Raw genomic sequence first — 14,408 nt, 5'->3', positions numbered from 1 at the left:
GGTTCTCTCTCCCTTGTTTGAGTACTACGGTGTTGGCACATCCCGGGCAAGCGGCGCGGCCATGGGCAGGAGCCCGCAACCGCGCAGCAGCAGCGCCACCAGGTGCTCGGTGGCCAGCTCGAAATCGCGCCGCCCCAGTCGGCTCACACCGAGCACGGCGCAAATCTGCGATTCGAAATCGGCATAGGTCTGGGTGGCGGCCCAGATCGTGAAGAACAGGTGCTGCGGATCCACGCTGGCCATCTGCCCGTTGGCGATCCACTGGCGGATGACCGCGGCCTTGTGCGCCACCAGTTCGCGCAGCGCATGGCGCAGGACTTCGCCGATCTCCGGCGCGCCGTGCAGCAGTTCATTGGCGAACACGCGCGAGGCATCGGGATGGCTGGCGGACAGCCGCATCTTCGCGCGGATGTACTGTTCGAGCGCCACCTGTGGCGGCAGTTCGGCACGGATGGTCTCGGTCTCGGACAGCCAGAGCTGCAGCGTGTGCGCCAGCACCGCGCGGTACAGCGCCTGCTTGGTGCGGAAGTAGTAGTGCAGGTTGGACTTGGGCACGCCGGCACGCACGGCAATCTCGGCCATGGTGGCCCCCGCGAAGCCGGCGCGCGCGAACACGTGCTCGGCCGCGCGCAGGATCATGGCTTCGTTCTCCTGCCGGATGCGCCCGCCGCACGCTTCCCGCGCCAGGGGCAGGCGCCGCGCCGTGGCGGTCGCGGGCCCGTCCATCACCGCGTGCCGTAGAGGCGGTCCCCGGCGTCGCCAAGCCCGGGCACGATGTAGCCGTGCTCGTTCAGCTCCTCGTCGATGGCCGCCGTGACGATGGCGACGTCCGGGTGCGCGGCCTGCAGCGCCTTCAGCCCCGGGCGCGACGCGATCAGGCACACGTACTTGAGCATGGTCACGCCGCTCTCCTTGAGCCGGTTCAGCGCCGCGATGGCCGAATTGCCCGTGGCCAGCATCGGGTCCACCACGATCACGAACCGCTCCCGAATGTCCTCCGGCATCTTGAAGTAGTACTCGACGGGCTCGAGCGTTTCCGGATCGCGGTACAGGCCGATATGGCCCACGCGCGCGGCCGGCAGCAGCTCCAGCATGCCGTCGAGGAAGCCGTTGCCGGCCCGCAGGATCGACACCAGGCAAAGTTTCTTGCCTGCCAGTACCGGCGACTGCGTGGGCGCGATCGGCGTCCTGATGGCGATGGTCTCCATCGGCAGGTCGCGCGTGGCTTCGTAGGTGAGCAGCTGGCTGATCTCGCGCACGAGCCGGCGGAAGTTGTCGGTGGTGGTCTCCTCGCTGCGCGCCAGCGTGACCTTGTGCTGGACCAGCGGGTGGTCCACCACCAGCACGGAGGCGGCGGCAACCGGGGCATTGGCGGCTGCGGCCGGTGCCACGGGGACGGCAGACATGTCGTTCATGGTGACGCTCCTATGCAATCGGACTGAATCGGACTGGCGTGGAAATCAGGGATTGCACCGCCGGTCGGCGTCGGCCGGCGGGCAAGCGTAAGACTGCGCGTTCGCGGCGCTCAGAACACCGTGCCGTCGCTGTGGATCGCGAATGGCGGCGGCCCGCCGGCCCTGCGCTTGGCGGCAATCCGCCGCCCCGCGGCCCAGGTGCCGCCTTCGAGCACGCGCGCCAGCGGAAACGCCGTCTCGCTCAATCCGAGCGCCTGGCGCACGCCGTCGGCCACCAGGTCCAGCCCGGTCACCGTCAGCGCGCGCCATTCGACAATGACGGGCTCGTGCACCTCGTGCACCACCTGTGCAAACCCCGCGTCGCGCGGCACCATCAGCTCGAAATCGAACAGCAGGCCGCCGTTGCGGTACTCGGGCAGCCCGGTCAGCGCATCCAGTCCGGTAACGATCAGCCCGGCATCCTCGAGCGGCTCCAGCAGCGAATACGTCAGCCACTGGGTCAGCTTGTGGAACGGCACCAGCCCGCCGGGAGCCGCCGGGTGGCGCCAGGTATCGCCGAGCGAGATGCCGTCGAGCACGACCCGCCCCGGCCACACCGGCCCCAGCGCCACCAGCAGCGTCTTCAGGATGAAGCTCGCGTCGATGCGGTCATCGACCGCATTGGCCTTCAGATAGTCGAACAGGTTGCCGAGCCGCGCCGGCGAGCCGAACACGGCCGGCGTGGCCTGCATGACTTCGCCCAGCCGGCGCAGCAGCCCGGCGCGCCCCTCCAGGCCGACCAGCGGATTGTGCTGCGCCACCTGGAACGCCGTGGCAATGCTGGACGCATCGATGCGCAACAGGCGTTCGGCATCGGCACGCAGCGGATTGCCCGGCTCGGCCGAAAAGCCACCGCGCGCGAACAGGTCGAAGCTGGCCACGCCGAGCCCTTCGGAGCGGGTCAGGATCAGGTCGCTGGCCGGATCGCGGTAGCGCCAGTCGGGCCCGGCTCCGGCATCCAGCAGGACGCTGGGAATGACCAGGTCGATGCCGATGCGTGCGCGGTCCTCGCGGTGCTCGGGGCCGCTCAGCGCGGCGCGCTCGCACAGGATCTGCCAGCGGTCGAGCCGCTCGCCGGAGCCGCCGCTTTCGAAATGGCGCCAGCGGCTGTGGTACGGCACCCGCAGATCGGGGTAGCGCTGGCGGATGGTGCTGGCCACATAGTCGGCAATGGCATGCACGCGATCGGGATGCCAGGTGAACAGTTCAGACTGACCGGCCGCCACATGTTCCGTGATCGCCGCGCAATGCGTGCGCACCGCTTCGGCACAAAGCAGCGCCGCGGCCGGGTGCCCCGCCGGCACCGGACTGTACCAACCGCTGCCGAGGCCTTGGTCCGGCCCGCCGGGCCGGTCCGCTTCGGGATACGTGCTCATTCGTTCAACCCCCTGCCCTTTGCCAGGGCGAGTTCGTCGGCGTCAGGCGGCGTGTAGCGCGTGAAATAGCCGGCCGCCACCTTGGCGTCGATTTCCACGCGCGCATCCGCCGGAATCAGTTCTTCAGGTATGGCCACCTGCTCGACCACCTCGATGCCCTGGGCCACCAGCGCACCGTGCTTCATATTGCTCATCGACGCCCAGCGGTCGATGCGCCGGATGCCCAGCCAGTGGAAGACATCCGGCATCAGTTCCTGGAAGCGCATGTCCTGCACGCCGGCCACGCATTCCGTGCGGGCGAAGTAGGTCTCGGCGCGGTCGCCGCCCACCTGGCGCTTGCGGGCGTTGTAGACCAGGAACTTGGTGACCTCGCCCAGCGCGCGTCCTTCCTTCCGGTTATAGACCACCAGGCCTACGCCGCCCTGCTGCGCCATCTCGATGCAGACTTCGATGCCGTGCGCGAGGTAGGGCCGGCAGGTGCAGATGTCGGAGCCGAATACGTCCGAGCCGTTGCACTCGTCATGCACGCGGCAGGCCACGCGCGTGTCCGGCTGGCCCAGCTTGGCGACATCGCCAAAGAAATATAGCGTCATGCCGCCGATCGGCGGCAGGAAGACTTTCAGGTCGGGCCGCGTCACCAGCTCCGGGAACATGCCGCTGGTCTGCTCGAACAGGCTTCGGCGCAGCGCGGTTTCCTTGATCTCGAAACGGCGCGCGAGCCCGGGCAGGTACCAGACCGGGTCCACCGCGGCCTTGGTGACCCGCACGTCGCCGTTGGCATGGAGAATGTCGCCGTCCGGCCTGAGCCGTCCCGCGGCAATCGCGGCGGCCAGTTCGGGCATGTTGATATGCGCCCGCGTCACGGCAATGGTCGGACGGATGTCCACGCCTGCGGCGATGCGGTCGGCAAATGCGCTGGAAACGAGATGGCCCCACGGGTCGAGCGAGACAATCTTGTCCGGGTCCGCCCACTGCGGATGCGGGCCGATCGCTTCGGCCGGCGCGGTATCGGTCAGGTCCGGACGATGGTCGCGCTGCAAGCGGCCCGAGGCCACGGCGAGGGCCCGGTAGATGGCATAGGCGCCCGAATGCGTACCGATCACATTGCGTCGCTCCGGGTCTGTCAGGCTGGCGATCACCGGCCCGCGTTCCGCGGCCGTGGGCGCTCCCCAGTGGATCGGCTCGGCCGGTTTGTCGCGGCGCGCGTGCGAAGTCAGGACGATATGGTCGGACATGAGAGCCCTCGATTCCGTGATGGAATCCTGACCAAACGGTCAGGTTTACGATTCCATACTAGGCAATCTCTGTGCCATCACCCAATGCCCGTTTCCGGGCCATGGTGGGTCGTCGCACGGTGGCAACGGCGCCCCATTTTGCACTGAGGCATCGCACGCCTCTGGCGCTTGTGGTGCACGCGCACCACGAAAAAGCGGCACGGGCCGGGTTAGCCACGTGCCGCTCATGTCCTCAGCCGCTTTGCGCCGGATTGCACGCTCGGGCGGCCCGGATCCGCTTATGTCGTCGATTCCCCTCGGGCGCTGCGGCGACCGCCTGCCAGCAGTGCTCGCAACGCGGCGAACGGGTTGGTGCTTTCTACATAGCGGTGGAACAAGGTCCCGGCAACATTGCTCGCCAGCCAGGCGAACACCATGCCCAGTGCATTGAGCACCGGGCTGCCCGGCGCGAAGTGCGACACTACCGCGTTAACGATGAGGCAGACCGGGAAATGCACCAGGAACACGGAATAAGAGATGCGGCCGAAGAAGCCCACCACCGCCGCGCGCGGCCAGCTTTCGAGCCAGCCGCCGCGCCTGGCCACCGCCAGCAGCAGGGCCGTCGCCAGCGCGACCGCGATCCGCAGGCGGAAATCGACGATCAGCGCTGCCAGCCCGAGCGCCCCAAGCAGCAGCAGCGGAATGGCCGAGCGGTCGGCGTTGGACGCCCAGTACGCCAGCGTGCCCATGCCATAGGCGCCGAAGAAGTACACCGCCCAAATATCCCATCCGGCATCGCGGTTGAACCAGAACAGCGATGCCACCGCCAGCGCCGACACCAGAACGACGCCCGCTTGCGCACCCTGGCCCGAAACCCCGCGCGCCAGCCATAGCGCCGTCACCAGCAGCGCAAACAACTGCAGGTCGATCGCCACATACCAGACTCCTGCAGACAAGGCATCGACATCCAGCACGTTATGCAGCAGCAGCACATGGGCAAGGAATTGCATCAGGTGCGGCGGCGCGGGAATCGACTCGTGGACCATCCAGGTACGCGCGATGGCCGCGCCCGCGATGCTCAGCAATATCGCCGCGGCATAAGGCGTGACCAGCTTCTGGTAGCGGCGCCAGACCGCGGCCAGCGGATGCTGCCGGAGCGTCAGCCGCCCCTCGGGCGCAAGGCTGCGTGCCGCCAGGAAGCCGCTGACGACCAGGAATACCTGCACCGCAATGCGGGCGTACTGCGACAGCCAGTCCAGCGCGTCCGGGGCCAGCGAATAGGCTGCGTCGGACATGGGGCCGTAGAACGCCAGGTGATGGAGCACGATCAGTTGCGAACTGACCGCCTTGAGGGCGTCTATGCACGCCAGGCGCGAAGGACGGGGGCTCATTGTTATAAGAACGTTACAAATGCGATGGGCGCGATTTTACCCCCATATCGAGCACTGTTTGCGCCTTATTTGTCACAAAATGCGTAATCGTTACACAAATCACCAGCATGTGCCGTTTCCGGGGCGGCGAGCGCTTGTCTTGCCGACAAGGCATTTGCTTATGACAAAGTTGTCCTTCTCGTGCGCCAGTTCCGGGTATACCCTCACACCTTTGCTGCAACTGGCGTCACTGCGCCGCGCCTGCCTTCCACATGCTGTCCATCCAATCGTTCGCTTCCCCTCGCAAGCTATTCCGTCCTCTGGCTGCCCTGCTGCTGTCCCTGGCCGCACTGTCTCCGCTTGGCGCCCACGCCCAGAGCCCGGTGCTGGACAAGATCCGCGACAGCGGCACCATCGTGCTCGGCTATCGCGAATCCGCGCTGCCGTTCTCGTTTGCCGATGACAAGGGCCAGCCGGCCGGCTATGCCGTCGACCTTTGCCTGCGCGTCGCCGAGGCTGCCCGCCAGAAACTGGGCCTGAAAGACATCAAGGTACGCTGGATGCCGCTCACGCCGCAGAACCGCTTCCCCGCCATGGTCAATGGCCTGGTGGACCTGGACTGCGCGCCCAATACCAACTCGCTGGAACGTCAGAAGCAGGTGGCCTTCAGCGTGTCGCACTATGTGTCGACCGTGCGCATGCTGGTGCGCGCGGACTCCGGCATCCAGTCCTTCGCGGACCTGCGCGGCAAGACCGTGGTCACCAGCGCCGGCTCCACCGGCGACCGCCATGTGCGCCGCCTGAAGCAACAGTACGGTTACCGCGACATCTACGCCAAGGATCATGGCGAGTCGTTCCTGCTGCTGGAATCGGGCCGCGCGCAGGCCTTCGTGATGGACGATGTCCTGCTGGCGGGCCTGCGCGCGCGCGCCAAGGATCCGTCCCAGTATGTGATCGTCGGTCCGGCCCTTTCGACGGAGCAGAACGCGCTGATGATGTCGAAAGCCGACCCCGAATGGAAACAGTTCGTGGACCAGACGCTGGCCACCACCTTCGCGGGCCAGGACATCGCGTCGCTGCAGAAGCACTGGTTCCAGCAGCCCATCGGCAGCCGCCGCATCAACCTCGCCCTGGCCCCGTCGAACCAGGTGCGGGAAGCCTGGAAGCATCCGTCCGACACCGCGACGGAGTGATGTCAACGTATCAGGCTCAGGCCGCCTGATGTGGCAATCCATGATTTCCATAAGACCTACCGCCGGGTAGCCCCCAAGTTGACAGCCCGACAGGAGCTTGGCGACACTGAAACCGGTCGCTCCCGCCAGAGGAGCAACCGCGAGGAACCGCCCGACGGGGTGGCATAACCAGGCAGGACTCAGGAGAAATCATGAACAAGTTCGTTGCGACCGCGATCGCGCTCGCATTGGGCACGGCTGCTGTGGCCGCCCACGCGCAATCCGGCGGCAAGAAGTTCGACCCGTATACCCAGGGCGCCAAGTCCGGTCAGAAATTCGACCCGTACACCGAGGGTGCCAAGACCGGCGACAAGTTCGACCCGTACAGCCAGGGCGCCAACAAGAGCACCCGCAGCGACCTGACCGACGCCTCGGCCCCGGAAGCCAAGAAACCGGCCAAGTCGAAGTCCAAGAAGAGCAAGAAGAAGGCCGCTTCGGCGCCGGCGGCCAGCTGATACACGGCTAGCCATGCAAGAAAGCCCGTGCGTGTGCACGGGCTTTTTTGCATTTCGGGGATGCAGCGCCGGAAGCCTGCCGATGGGGATCTACGGCGCTTGCGTATCCTGCTCCAGCGCCGTCACGTCGATGCGCTGCACTTTCCCGTCCTGCCTGACCTCCGTCCGCAGCACGAAAGCCTCGGCCGGGCAATACCAGTCGGTGATATGCATGACCGAAGGTTCGACCTGCACGACTTCTTCACCGACCAGCAGCGGCCCGAGGGACGTGCGCTTGTCATAGGTAATCGGCAGGCATTCCTTGCGGCCCATGACGGTATCGATCATCTGCCGGCGGCCGACCTGGCGCGAACTGATATGGATGGAGGCGTGCAGCGCGCGCATGGTGCTGACCACCTCGTCCGAACCGAGCGGATAGACCTTCAGCGACAGGCTCGATTCGAACGTCTCGCCCTCCAGCGTGGTCCCTTCGCGCAGGTTCATGCCGGCATAGTTGAACACCCCGCTGCCTTTGAACGCCGCCTCGCCATACATGCGCGCGTAGCGCGCACGGGCATTGATGACGGCGTGCTGGCTTTCGATGCTGGTCTGGTCCGCGGGCGTGCGCCGGTCGATATTGACCTGGTGCACCTGGTCCATGATGACGGGCGGCCCCATCAGCGCCGACATGGCCGATTTCGACTTCACCTCGAGTTGCGCGCGGCACCCGGAGGCACTGCGCCCGACATCACGCAATGTCATGGTGATCGACATCGGCAGCGCACCGTCCCCCTCCATCTGCACGTGCGAACCCGAGCGGAACCAGGGCGCGTCGCAGAGCACGGCGCCGGCCGATGGTGGCGCGGAAGGCCCGGGCGCGATGGGGCCCGGATGCGAATCTGGCCGCTGCTGGGCCCCGGCAACACTGGCCAGCAGTAGTGCCAGCACGCCCGCAGCGCCGTTTCGCCGGAAATGCTGCGCCTTTGTCTTCACATGAATCCCTGTCTAGAATGATCTTGCGCCCGATCCGGCCGCGACTGGATCAGGCTGGCAATCGGCCTGTTCCAAAGTTAGCGCGTTTCCCGTGCACTGTCTCGCCGTGCTTTCGGAGTCTCGCCGTGCTTTCGGAGGCCGGTCCTGGCTGGCGCCCCCGATACCTCGCAGGAGATCCCATGCTTCAGTACTACGCGAAATTATGGTGGGTGATCGCATTGCGCGGTCTGCTGGCGCTGGTTTTCGGCATTTGCGCGTTCTTCGCCCCGATCGCCACGCTGGCCGCGCTGATCATCCTCTTCGGCGCATTTACGGCGGCCGACGGCCTGATGGCCCTGCTGATGGCGATCTCCGGCAAGCAGCGCGAAAGCAGCGACCGCTGGATCCTGGCGCTGCAGGGCCTACTGGGCCTGGGCGTCGGTGCGCTCACCTGGCTGAGCCCGACCATCACGGCATTGTCCCTGCTGATCTATATCGCGGCATGGACGCTGGCCACGGGCGTGCTGCAGATTGTCGCAGCGGTGCGCCTACGGAAGGAGATTCCCAACGAATGGTGGCTGATCCTGACCGGGCTGGTCAGCATCGCGTTCGCCTTCCTGGTGCTGTGGCGGCCATTGGCCGGTGCGCTCGCCGTGCTCTGGCTGATTGGGTCCTGGGCCATCGTGTGCGGCATCCTGCTCCTGGGGGTTGCGCTGCGGCTGCGCAGCATGCGGCCGGGGGCCATTTCCCAGCCAGCCTGACTTCGGCAGAACGGTTGCCCACGGGGCGGTCACCGGCCACCCGAAATCAGGACGGGTGCCTCACCCGTGCTACCATTGCCGCCCGCGAGAGGGACGGTCGGAGCACCGGGGAAAAGATACGCTTGAATCACAAATCAGGTCAAAAACTGGCCTGACGGCTTGCCTTGTCCACCGGGGACCGGCCGCAAGCGTTGTGACGGCTTCCCGCCATGCCCGGTATCCCAGTTGCAGTCGGTTCTGCCTGTCGCGCCACGCGATGCAAGCCATTCATCCGTCGACAATTCCATGGAGTTCTATGCGTAGTACATCGACCTCGCGCTATGCCGGTCTGTCAGTTGGCGTGATCGCCCTGATCAGCATCGGCATCCTGCTGGTCTGGTTCGGCTCGCTCGAGATGCGCCACTTGCTGCGCTCGGACGAAGGCCGCTACGCCGAAATTGCCCGCGAGATGTTCGTCAGCGGCGACTGGGTGACGATTCGCTACCAGTCGCTCAAGTACTTCGAAAAACCGCCCTTCCATCTCTGGGTGACCGCGCTGTCCTATACGCTGTTCGGCATTGGGGACTGGCAGGCGCGGTTGTGCGTGGCGCTGTCCGGCGCCATCGGCCTGCTGGTTTCGATGCTCGCCGCGCACCGCTGGTTTGGCGCGCGCGCGGCCCTGCTGACGGGGCTGGTGCTGGTCGCCGCGCCGATGTGGAACGTGGCGGCGCATTTCAATTCGCTGGACATGGCGCTGTCGGGCGCGATGGCCTGCGTGCTCGCCTTCATGCTGCTGGCCCAGCACCCCGAAGCCACGCCGGCGGCCCGCCGCAACTGGATGCTGGCGTGCTGGGCCGCCGTGGGCGTGGCCATCCTGACCAAGGGCCTGGTTGGCATTGCCCTGCCCGGGCTGGTGCTGGTGGTCTATACGCTCGTCACGCGCGACTTCGGCCTGTGGGGCCGCCTGCATCTGGTGGCTGGCATCGCGCTGATGCTCGTGGTCACCGTGCCCTGGTTCTGGCTGGTGTCCGAGCGCAACCCCGAATTCCTGAACTTCTTCTTCATTCACGAGCATTGGCAGCGCTACACCTCCACGGTGCATTCGCGCAAGGGCCCGCTGTGGTACTTCGTGCCGCTGCTGGTCGCGGGCTTCCTGCCATGGCTGGGCGCCTTCCCGGGCATGTGGCAGGCCGTGCGCGAACGCGCCGGCGTGGCACGCGGCAGTGCCCCGCGGCCGTTCCAGCCGGCGCTGCTCGCCGCCATCTGGGCCATTGCCATCTTCGTCTTCTTCAGCCTGTCGGGCTCGAAGCTGCCGGGCTATATCGTGCCGATCTTCCCGGCGCTGGGCATCCTGGCTGGCGTGGCGCTCGACACCACCACCGAGCGCTCATGGCGGCGGCAGGTGAACTTCATGCTGGTGCTGGCCATTCTCGGCTTGCTGGCCAGCCCTTACCTGGCAACGCTCGACAAGCCCAGCACGCCCAATGCGGTCTACCGCGAATTCGCGCTGTGGATCGGCCTGGCCTTTGCCTGCATGCTCGCCGGTGCGTTGCTCGCCCGTCACCTGATGCGTGCGCGTGGCGTATTCCCCAGCATCGTCGCTTATGCTGTGGCCATGTTCCTGTGCGCGACACTGGCCTTGCGCGGGCATGAAGCCATGGGCCGCCCGGCTTCGGGCGCCGACCTCGTGCCCGCGATCAGCGCGGTGCTGACGCCCGACATGCCGGTCTACAGCGTGCGCCTGCTGGACCACACCCTGCCGTTCTACCTGCGCCGGACTACCATCCTCGTGGAGCACCCCGACGAGCTGGAGTTCGGTGTCGGCCAGGAGCCGCAGAAATGGATTCCGACCGTCGACGCGTTTGTCGAACGCTGGAAACAGGGTCCGCACGCCATCGCCATCATGTCGGCCGACACGTTCCAGGACCTGAGCGCGCGCGGCGTGCCGATGCGCACGGTCGCCGAAGACAAGCGCCGCATCGTCGTTGCCAATTTCCCGCTGCCGGCACAGGTCCGGCCGCAATCTTCCAAGGACTGAACCCGGCGCCATGACGCTATCCACTTTTGCCTTTATCTTTACCGGCGTACTGCTCAACGCCGCCGCGCAACTGCTGCTCAAGGCCGGCGTCAACGCCGTCGGCGCCATCACCATCGAACGCAGCACGCTGCTGGTGACGGCACTGCGCGTGCTGACGCAGTGGCCAGTGCTGGCCGGGCTGACGCTCTATGTCGTCAGCGTCGGCGTGTGGATCGTCGGGCTGTCGCGCGTGGACGTGTCGATCGCCTATCCCATGCTCTCGCTCGGCTATGTGGTGAATGCGCTGGCCGCATGGTGGCTGTTCGGCGAGATGATCGGACCGCTGCGCGTGTGCGGCATCCTGCTGATCCTGGCCGGCGTGTTCCTGATCGCGCGCTCGTGAACCGGCGCCCAACTGTGCTGCATTTCTACTGGCAAGCTTCCCGATGACCGCTACCGCCGCTTCCGAATTCCTTCCCTTCGTCCGGCCCGAGATCGACGCCGGCACCATTGCCGAAGTCGGCAAGGTGCTCGCATCCGGCTGGATCACCTCCGGCCCGAAGATGCAGGCGTTCGAGGACGCGCTGTCCCAGCTCTTCGGCGGGCGCCCCGTGCGCACCTTCGCCAATGGCTCGGCGACGATGGAGATCGCCCTGCGCATCGCGGATATCGGGCCTGGCGATGAAGTCATCACCACGCCGATCACGTGGGTCGCCACTGCCAACGTGGTGCTGGCGGTCGGCGCAAAGCCGGTGTTCGTCGACATCGACCCGCGCACCCGCAACATCGACCTGGACGCCGTGGAAGCGGCCATCACGCCGCGCACGCGCGCGATCATGCCGGTGTACCTGTCGGGCCTGCCCGTCGACATGGAGCGGCTCTATGCGATCGCCGCAAAGCACAGGCTGCGCGTGATCGAAGACGCCGCCCAGGCCATCGATTCGCGCTGGCAGGGCAAGCGCATCGGCGCGTTCGGCGACCTGGTCAGCTTCAGCTTCCAGGCCAACAAGAACATCACCAGCGTCGAAGGCGGCTGCCTGGTGATGAATACGCCCGAGGAAGCCGTGCGCGCCGAGCGCCTGCGCCTGCAGGGCGTGATCCGTTCCGGCATGGACGGCATGGACGTGGAAGAGCCCGGGGGCAAGTTCAACCTGACCGACGTGAATGCCGCGATCGGCCTGGCGCAGCTGGCCAAGCTGGATGGCATCACCGCGCGCCGCGCGGAACTGGCCGAAACCTATTTCCGTTGCGCCGCCGAAGCAGGACTGGCCGAGCTGGGCATTGAACTGCCGCTGCCGCTGGATCCGCATCAGGCCACCACCAACTGGCACATGTTCCAGGTCGTGCTGCCCACGGAGCGCCTGGAAGGCGGCCCGCAGCAGGCGCGCCACAACGTCATGCAGGCCATGCGCGAGCGCGGCATCGGCACCGGCGTGCACTATCCCCCGATTCATCTTTTCACCTACTACCGTTCCCTTGGCTGGCGCGAAGGCATGCTGCCGCACGCCGAGCGCATCGGGCGCGGCATCGTCACGCTGCCGCTCTTCCCTGCCATGCAAGCCGCCGACGTGGAACGGGTCTGCGCAACTCTCAGCGAAACATGCAAACGTCTCTCCAAATGAGCCCGGTCGAGGTTTCGGTCGTCATCCCGGTCTACAACGAAGAGGACGGGCTGCAAGCCCTGTTCGACCGCCTGTATCCGGTGCTCGACGACCTTGGCGACTCGTACGAGGTCATTTTCATCAATGACGGCAGCGTCGACCGCTCGGCGGCGATGCTCGCGGCGCAGTTCCACAAGCGCCCGGACGTGACCCGGGTGGTGCTGTTCAACGGCAACTTTGGCCAGCACATGGCCATCCTCGCCGGCTTCGAGCATACGCGCGGCAAGATCGTGATCACGCTGGACGCCGACCTGCAGAACCCGCCCGAGGAAATCCCGCGCCTGGTGCAGACCATGCGCGAAGGCCACGACTACGTCGGCACCATTCGCCGCCAGCGCAACGACACGGCCTTCCGCCGTTATGCGTCGCGGGCCATGAACGGGCTGCGCGAGAAGATCACCCGGATCCGCATGACGGACCAGGGCTGCATGCTGCGCGCGTATGACCGCAACGTGGTGGACACCATCAATGCCTGCCGCGAGGTCAACACCTTCATTCCCGCGCTGGCCTACACGTTCGCGTCGAGTCCGGTGGAGATCGAGGTCGGCCACGAGCAGCGCCACGCGGGCGAGTCCAAGTACTCGCTGTACCAGCTCATCCGCCTGAATTTCGACCTGGTCACCGGCTTCTCGATCGTGCCGCTGCAATGGTTCTCGGCCATGGGGACGATCCTGTCCCTGTTGTCCGGGGTCCTGTTCGTCGTTCTGGTGGCGCGCCGCTTCCTGTTCGGCTCGGAAGTCCAGGGTGTGTTCACCCTGTTCGCCGTGAACTTCTTCCTGATCGGCATCCTGCTGTTCGGCCTGGGCCTGCTCGGCGAATACGTGGGCCGCATCTACCAGGAAGTACGCGACCGGCCGCGCTACCGCATCAAGGCCGTCCTTGAGGCGGACCCGGCCCGCCAACGGACGGAGGCATGATGCGCGCGGTTGTCTTTGGCTACCACAATGTCGGCGACCGCTGCCTGCGCGTGCTGCATGCGCGCGGCGTAGAGGTGGCGCTGGTCATCACGCATCGCGACCGTGCCGACGAGAACATCTGGTTCCGCCGCGTGGCGGACACCGCCACGGAACTGGGTATCCCATTCGTGTACGGCGAGGATCCGACCGACCCGGCGATCGCGCAGGCCGTGCGCGACGCCCGGCCCGACGTCATCTTCTCCTTCTACTACCGCTCGATGATCCCGGCCAGCGTGCTGACGCTGGCGCCGCAAGGCGCGTTCAACATGCACGGATCGCTGCTGCCCAAGTACCGCGGCCGCGTGCCGGTCAACTGGGCCGTGCTGCACGGCGAGACCGAGACCGGCGCCACGCTGCACGCGATGGAAGCCAAGCCCGACGCCGGCTACATCGTCGACCAGACGGCCGTGCCGATCCTGCCGGACGACACCGCCGGCGAAGTCTTCGAGAAAGTCACCGTGGCGGCCGAGCAGACACTGTGGCGCGCGCTGCCGGCCATGATGGCGGGCAAGACGCCGCAGCTGCCTAACGTGCTGGCCGAGGGCAGCTACTTCTCGGGCCGCCGCCCCGAGGACGGCCGCATCGACTGGAGCCGTCCCGCGGCCGAGGTCTACAACCTGATCCGCGCGGTGGCGCCGCCCTACCCGGGCGCATTCACCGACATTGCCGGCCAGCGCTTCATCGTTGCGCAGGCGCGCCGCCCGCTGTCCGCCTCTACGCCGGCTACGCTGCCGACCGGATGGCGCCCCGGCCTGCATGTCAGCCAGGGCCAGATCGTCGGCCTGTGCGGCGACGGCGGCCAGGTGCGCATTGACACCCTGCTTGCCGCCGCGACGTCGTCCCCGGTCACCCCGGAGTCGCTTGCCCCCATTCTTACCGAACAGTCCAACGAGGAAAACCGATGAAAAAGGTCCTGATTCTTGGCGTCAACGGCTTCATCGGCCACCACCTGACGCGCCGCATCCTGGAAACCACGCCGTGG

The 14,408-nt window shown here is 66.5% G+C and carries 14 protein-coding genes; 8 read left to right on the top strand and 6 right to left on the bottom strand.

Translation table 11 applies throughout. From position 1 onward, the window contains the following. Positions 1-24 precede the first annotated feature (24 nt). From AC3FNH_RS06400 to AC3FNH_RS06380, 5 genes are all read right to left on the bottom strand, one after another. On the bottom strand, positions 25-726 hold the full coding sequence (locus AC3FNH_RS06400) for a TetR/AcrR family transcriptional regulator (RefSeq protein WP_276101294.1): 702 nt from the start codon (positions 724-726) through the stop codon (positions 25-27). Then, complete coding sequence (gene upp / locus AC3FNH_RS06395; protein ID WP_488719426.1) at positions 726-1,415, bottom strand: uracil phosphoribosyltransferase; 690 nt, start codon at positions 1,413-1,415, stop codon at positions 726-728. Before upp ends, AC3FNH_RS06400 begins: the two co-directional genes overlap by 1 nt. A gap of 110 nt (positions 1,416-1,525) precedes the next feature. After that, positions 1,526-2,830, bottom strand: coding sequence for a URC4/urg3 family protein (locus AC3FNH_RS06390; RefSeq protein WP_276101293.1), 1,305 nt, complete (start codon positions 2,828-2,830; stop codon positions 1,526-1,528). Continuing rightward, positions 2,827-4,065, bottom strand: coding sequence for a GTP cyclohydrolase II (locus AC3FNH_RS06385; RefSeq protein ID WP_276101292.1), 1,239 nt, complete (start codon positions 4,063-4,065; stop codon positions 2,827-2,829). The genes AC3FNH_RS06390 and AC3FNH_RS06385 overlap by 4 nt, the downstream gene beginning before the upstream one ends. Positions 4,066-4,343: 278 nt before the next feature. Further along, positions 4,344-5,435 carry an acyltransferase family protein gene (locus AC3FNH_RS06380; protein WP_488719425.1) on the bottom strand — a complete coding sequence of 364 codons (1,092 nt, stop codon included), beginning with the start codon at positions 5,433-5,435 and terminating at the stop codon, positions 4,344-4,346. Positions 5,436-5,686: 251 nt separating this feature from the next. Between AC3FNH_RS06380 and AC3FNH_RS06375 the strand changes: the two genes are divergently transcribed. Together AC3FNH_RS06375 and AC3FNH_RS06370 are read left to right on the top strand one after the other, a co-directional pair. Next, a complete protein-coding gene (locus AC3FNH_RS06375) occupies positions 5,687-6,607 on the top strand; it encodes an amino acid ABC transporter substrate-binding protein (protein WP_488719424.1) in 921 nt (306 codons plus the stop codon). Positions 6,608-6,798: 191 nt separating this feature from the next. Beyond that, complete coding sequence (locus AC3FNH_RS06370) at positions 6,799-7,101, top strand: amino acid ABC transporter permease (RefSeq protein ID WP_488719423.1); 303 nt, start codon at positions 6,799-6,801, stop codon at positions 7,099-7,101. Positions 7,102-7,191: 90 nt separating this feature from the next. On the opposite strand, the gene AC3FNH_RS06365 is transcribed toward AC3FNH_RS06370, so the two are convergent. Further along, positions 7,192-8,073 carry a hypothetical protein gene (locus AC3FNH_RS06365; RefSeq protein WP_488719422.1) on the bottom strand — a complete coding sequence of 294 codons (882 nt, stop codon included), beginning with the start codon at positions 8,071-8,073 and terminating at the stop codon, positions 7,192-7,194. A 179-nt stretch (positions 8,074-8,252) separates the two neighbouring features. Here AC3FNH_RS06365 and AC3FNH_RS06360 point away from each other — a divergent pair, with 179 nt between their 5' ends. The 6 genes from AC3FNH_RS06360 to AC3FNH_RS06335 all read left to right on the top strand — a co-directional run bounded on the left by AC3FNH_RS06360 (position 8,253) and on the right by AC3FNH_RS06335 (position 14,331). Further along, positions 8,253-8,813 (top strand): HdeD family acid-resistance protein, encoded by a 561-nt coding sequence (locus AC3FNH_RS06360; protein ID WP_488719421.1) that lies wholly within the window; start codon positions 8,253-8,255, stop codon positions 8,811-8,813. A 295-nt stretch (positions 8,814-9,108) separates the two neighbouring features. Next, on the top strand, positions 9,109-10,830 hold the full coding sequence (locus tag AC3FNH_RS06355) for a glycosyltransferase family 39 protein (protein WP_488719420.1): 1,722 nt from the start codon (positions 9,109-9,111) through the stop codon (positions 10,828-10,830). 10 nt (positions 10,831-10,840) lie between these two features. Then, complete coding sequence (locus AC3FNH_RS06350; RefSeq protein ID WP_276101285.1) at positions 10,841-11,212, top strand: EamA family transporter; 372 nt, start codon at positions 10,841-10,843, stop codon at positions 11,210-11,212. A 43-nt stretch (positions 11,213-11,255) separates the two neighbouring features. Next, on the top strand, positions 11,256-12,431 hold the full coding sequence (locus AC3FNH_RS06345; protein ID WP_488719419.1) for a DegT/DnrJ/EryC1/StrS family aminotransferase: 1,176 nt from the start codon (positions 11,256-11,258) through the stop codon (positions 12,429-12,431). Further along, a complete protein-coding gene (locus AC3FNH_RS06340; RefSeq protein WP_276101283.1) occupies positions 12,410-13,387 on the top strand; it encodes a glycosyltransferase in 978 nt (325 codons plus the stop codon). The genes AC3FNH_RS06345 and AC3FNH_RS06340 overlap by 22 nt, the downstream gene beginning before the upstream one ends. Next, the gene (locus AC3FNH_RS06335) at positions 13,387-14,331 is read left to right on the top strand and encodes a formyltransferase (RefSeq protein WP_488719600.1); all 945 of its coding nucleotides are present in this window, start codon (positions 13,387-13,389) and stop codon (positions 14,329-14,331) included. The genes AC3FNH_RS06340 and AC3FNH_RS06335 overlap by 1 nt, the downstream gene beginning before the upstream one ends. Positions 14,332-14,408 lie beyond the last annotated feature (77 nt).

Source organism: Cupriavidus sp. 22TCCZM01-5 (assembly GCF_057798915.1).
The sequence above is the reverse complement of the archived record's forward strand: the minus strand, read 5'-3'. Positions and strand labels throughout refer to the sequence as shown.

Excerpts from the sequence above, each read along its gene's own strand:
- AC3FNH_RS06400 (WP_276101294.1), bottom strand. The coding sequence starts at position 726 with ATGGACGGGCCCGCGACCGCCACGGCGCGGCGCCTGCCCCTGGCGCGG.
- upp (WP_488719426.1), bottom strand. The coding sequence starts at position 1,415 with ATGAACGACATGTCTGCCGTCCCCGTGGCACCGGCCGCAGCCGCCAAT.
- AC3FNH_RS06390 (WP_276101293.1), bottom strand. The coding sequence starts at position 2,830 with ATGAGCACGTATCCCGAAGCGGACCGGCCCGGCGGGCCGGACCAAGGC.
- AC3FNH_RS06385 (WP_276101292.1), bottom strand. The coding sequence starts at position 4,065 with ATGTCCGACCATATCGTCCTGACTTCGCACGCGCGCCGCGACAAACCG.
- AC3FNH_RS06380 (WP_488719425.1), bottom strand. The coding sequence starts at position 5,435 with ATGAGCCCCCGTCCTTCGCGCCTGGCGTGCATAGACGCCCTCAAGGCG.
- AC3FNH_RS06375 (WP_488719424.1), top strand. The coding sequence starts at position 5,687 with ATGCTGTCCATCCAATCGTTCGCTTCCCCTCGCAAGCTATTCCGTCCT.
- AC3FNH_RS06370 (WP_488719423.1), top strand. The coding sequence starts at position 6,799 with ATGAACAAGTTCGTTGCGACCGCGATCGCGCTCGCATTGGGCACGGCT.
- AC3FNH_RS06360 (WP_488719421.1), top strand. The coding sequence starts at position 8,253 with ATGCTTCAGTACTACGCGAAATTATGGTGGGTGATCGCATTGCGCGGT.
- AC3FNH_RS06355 (WP_488719420.1), top strand. The coding sequence starts at position 9,109 with ATGCGTAGTACATCGACCTCGCGCTATGCCGGTCTGTCAGTTGGCGTG.
- AC3FNH_RS06350 (WP_276101285.1), top strand. The coding sequence starts at position 10,841 with ATGACGCTATCCACTTTTGCCTTTATCTTTACCGGCGTACTGCTCAAC.
- AC3FNH_RS06345 (WP_488719419.1), top strand. The coding sequence starts at position 11,256 with ATGACCGCTACCGCCGCTTCCGAATTCCTTCCCTTCGTCCGGCCCGAG.
- AC3FNH_RS06340 (WP_276101283.1), top strand. The coding sequence starts at position 12,410 with ATGCAAACGTCTCTCCAAATGAGCCCGGTCGAGGTTTCGGTCGTCATC.
- AC3FNH_RS06335 (WP_488719600.1), top strand. The coding sequence starts at position 13,387 with ATGCGCGCGGTTGTCTTTGGCTACCACAATGTCGGCGACCGCTGCCTG.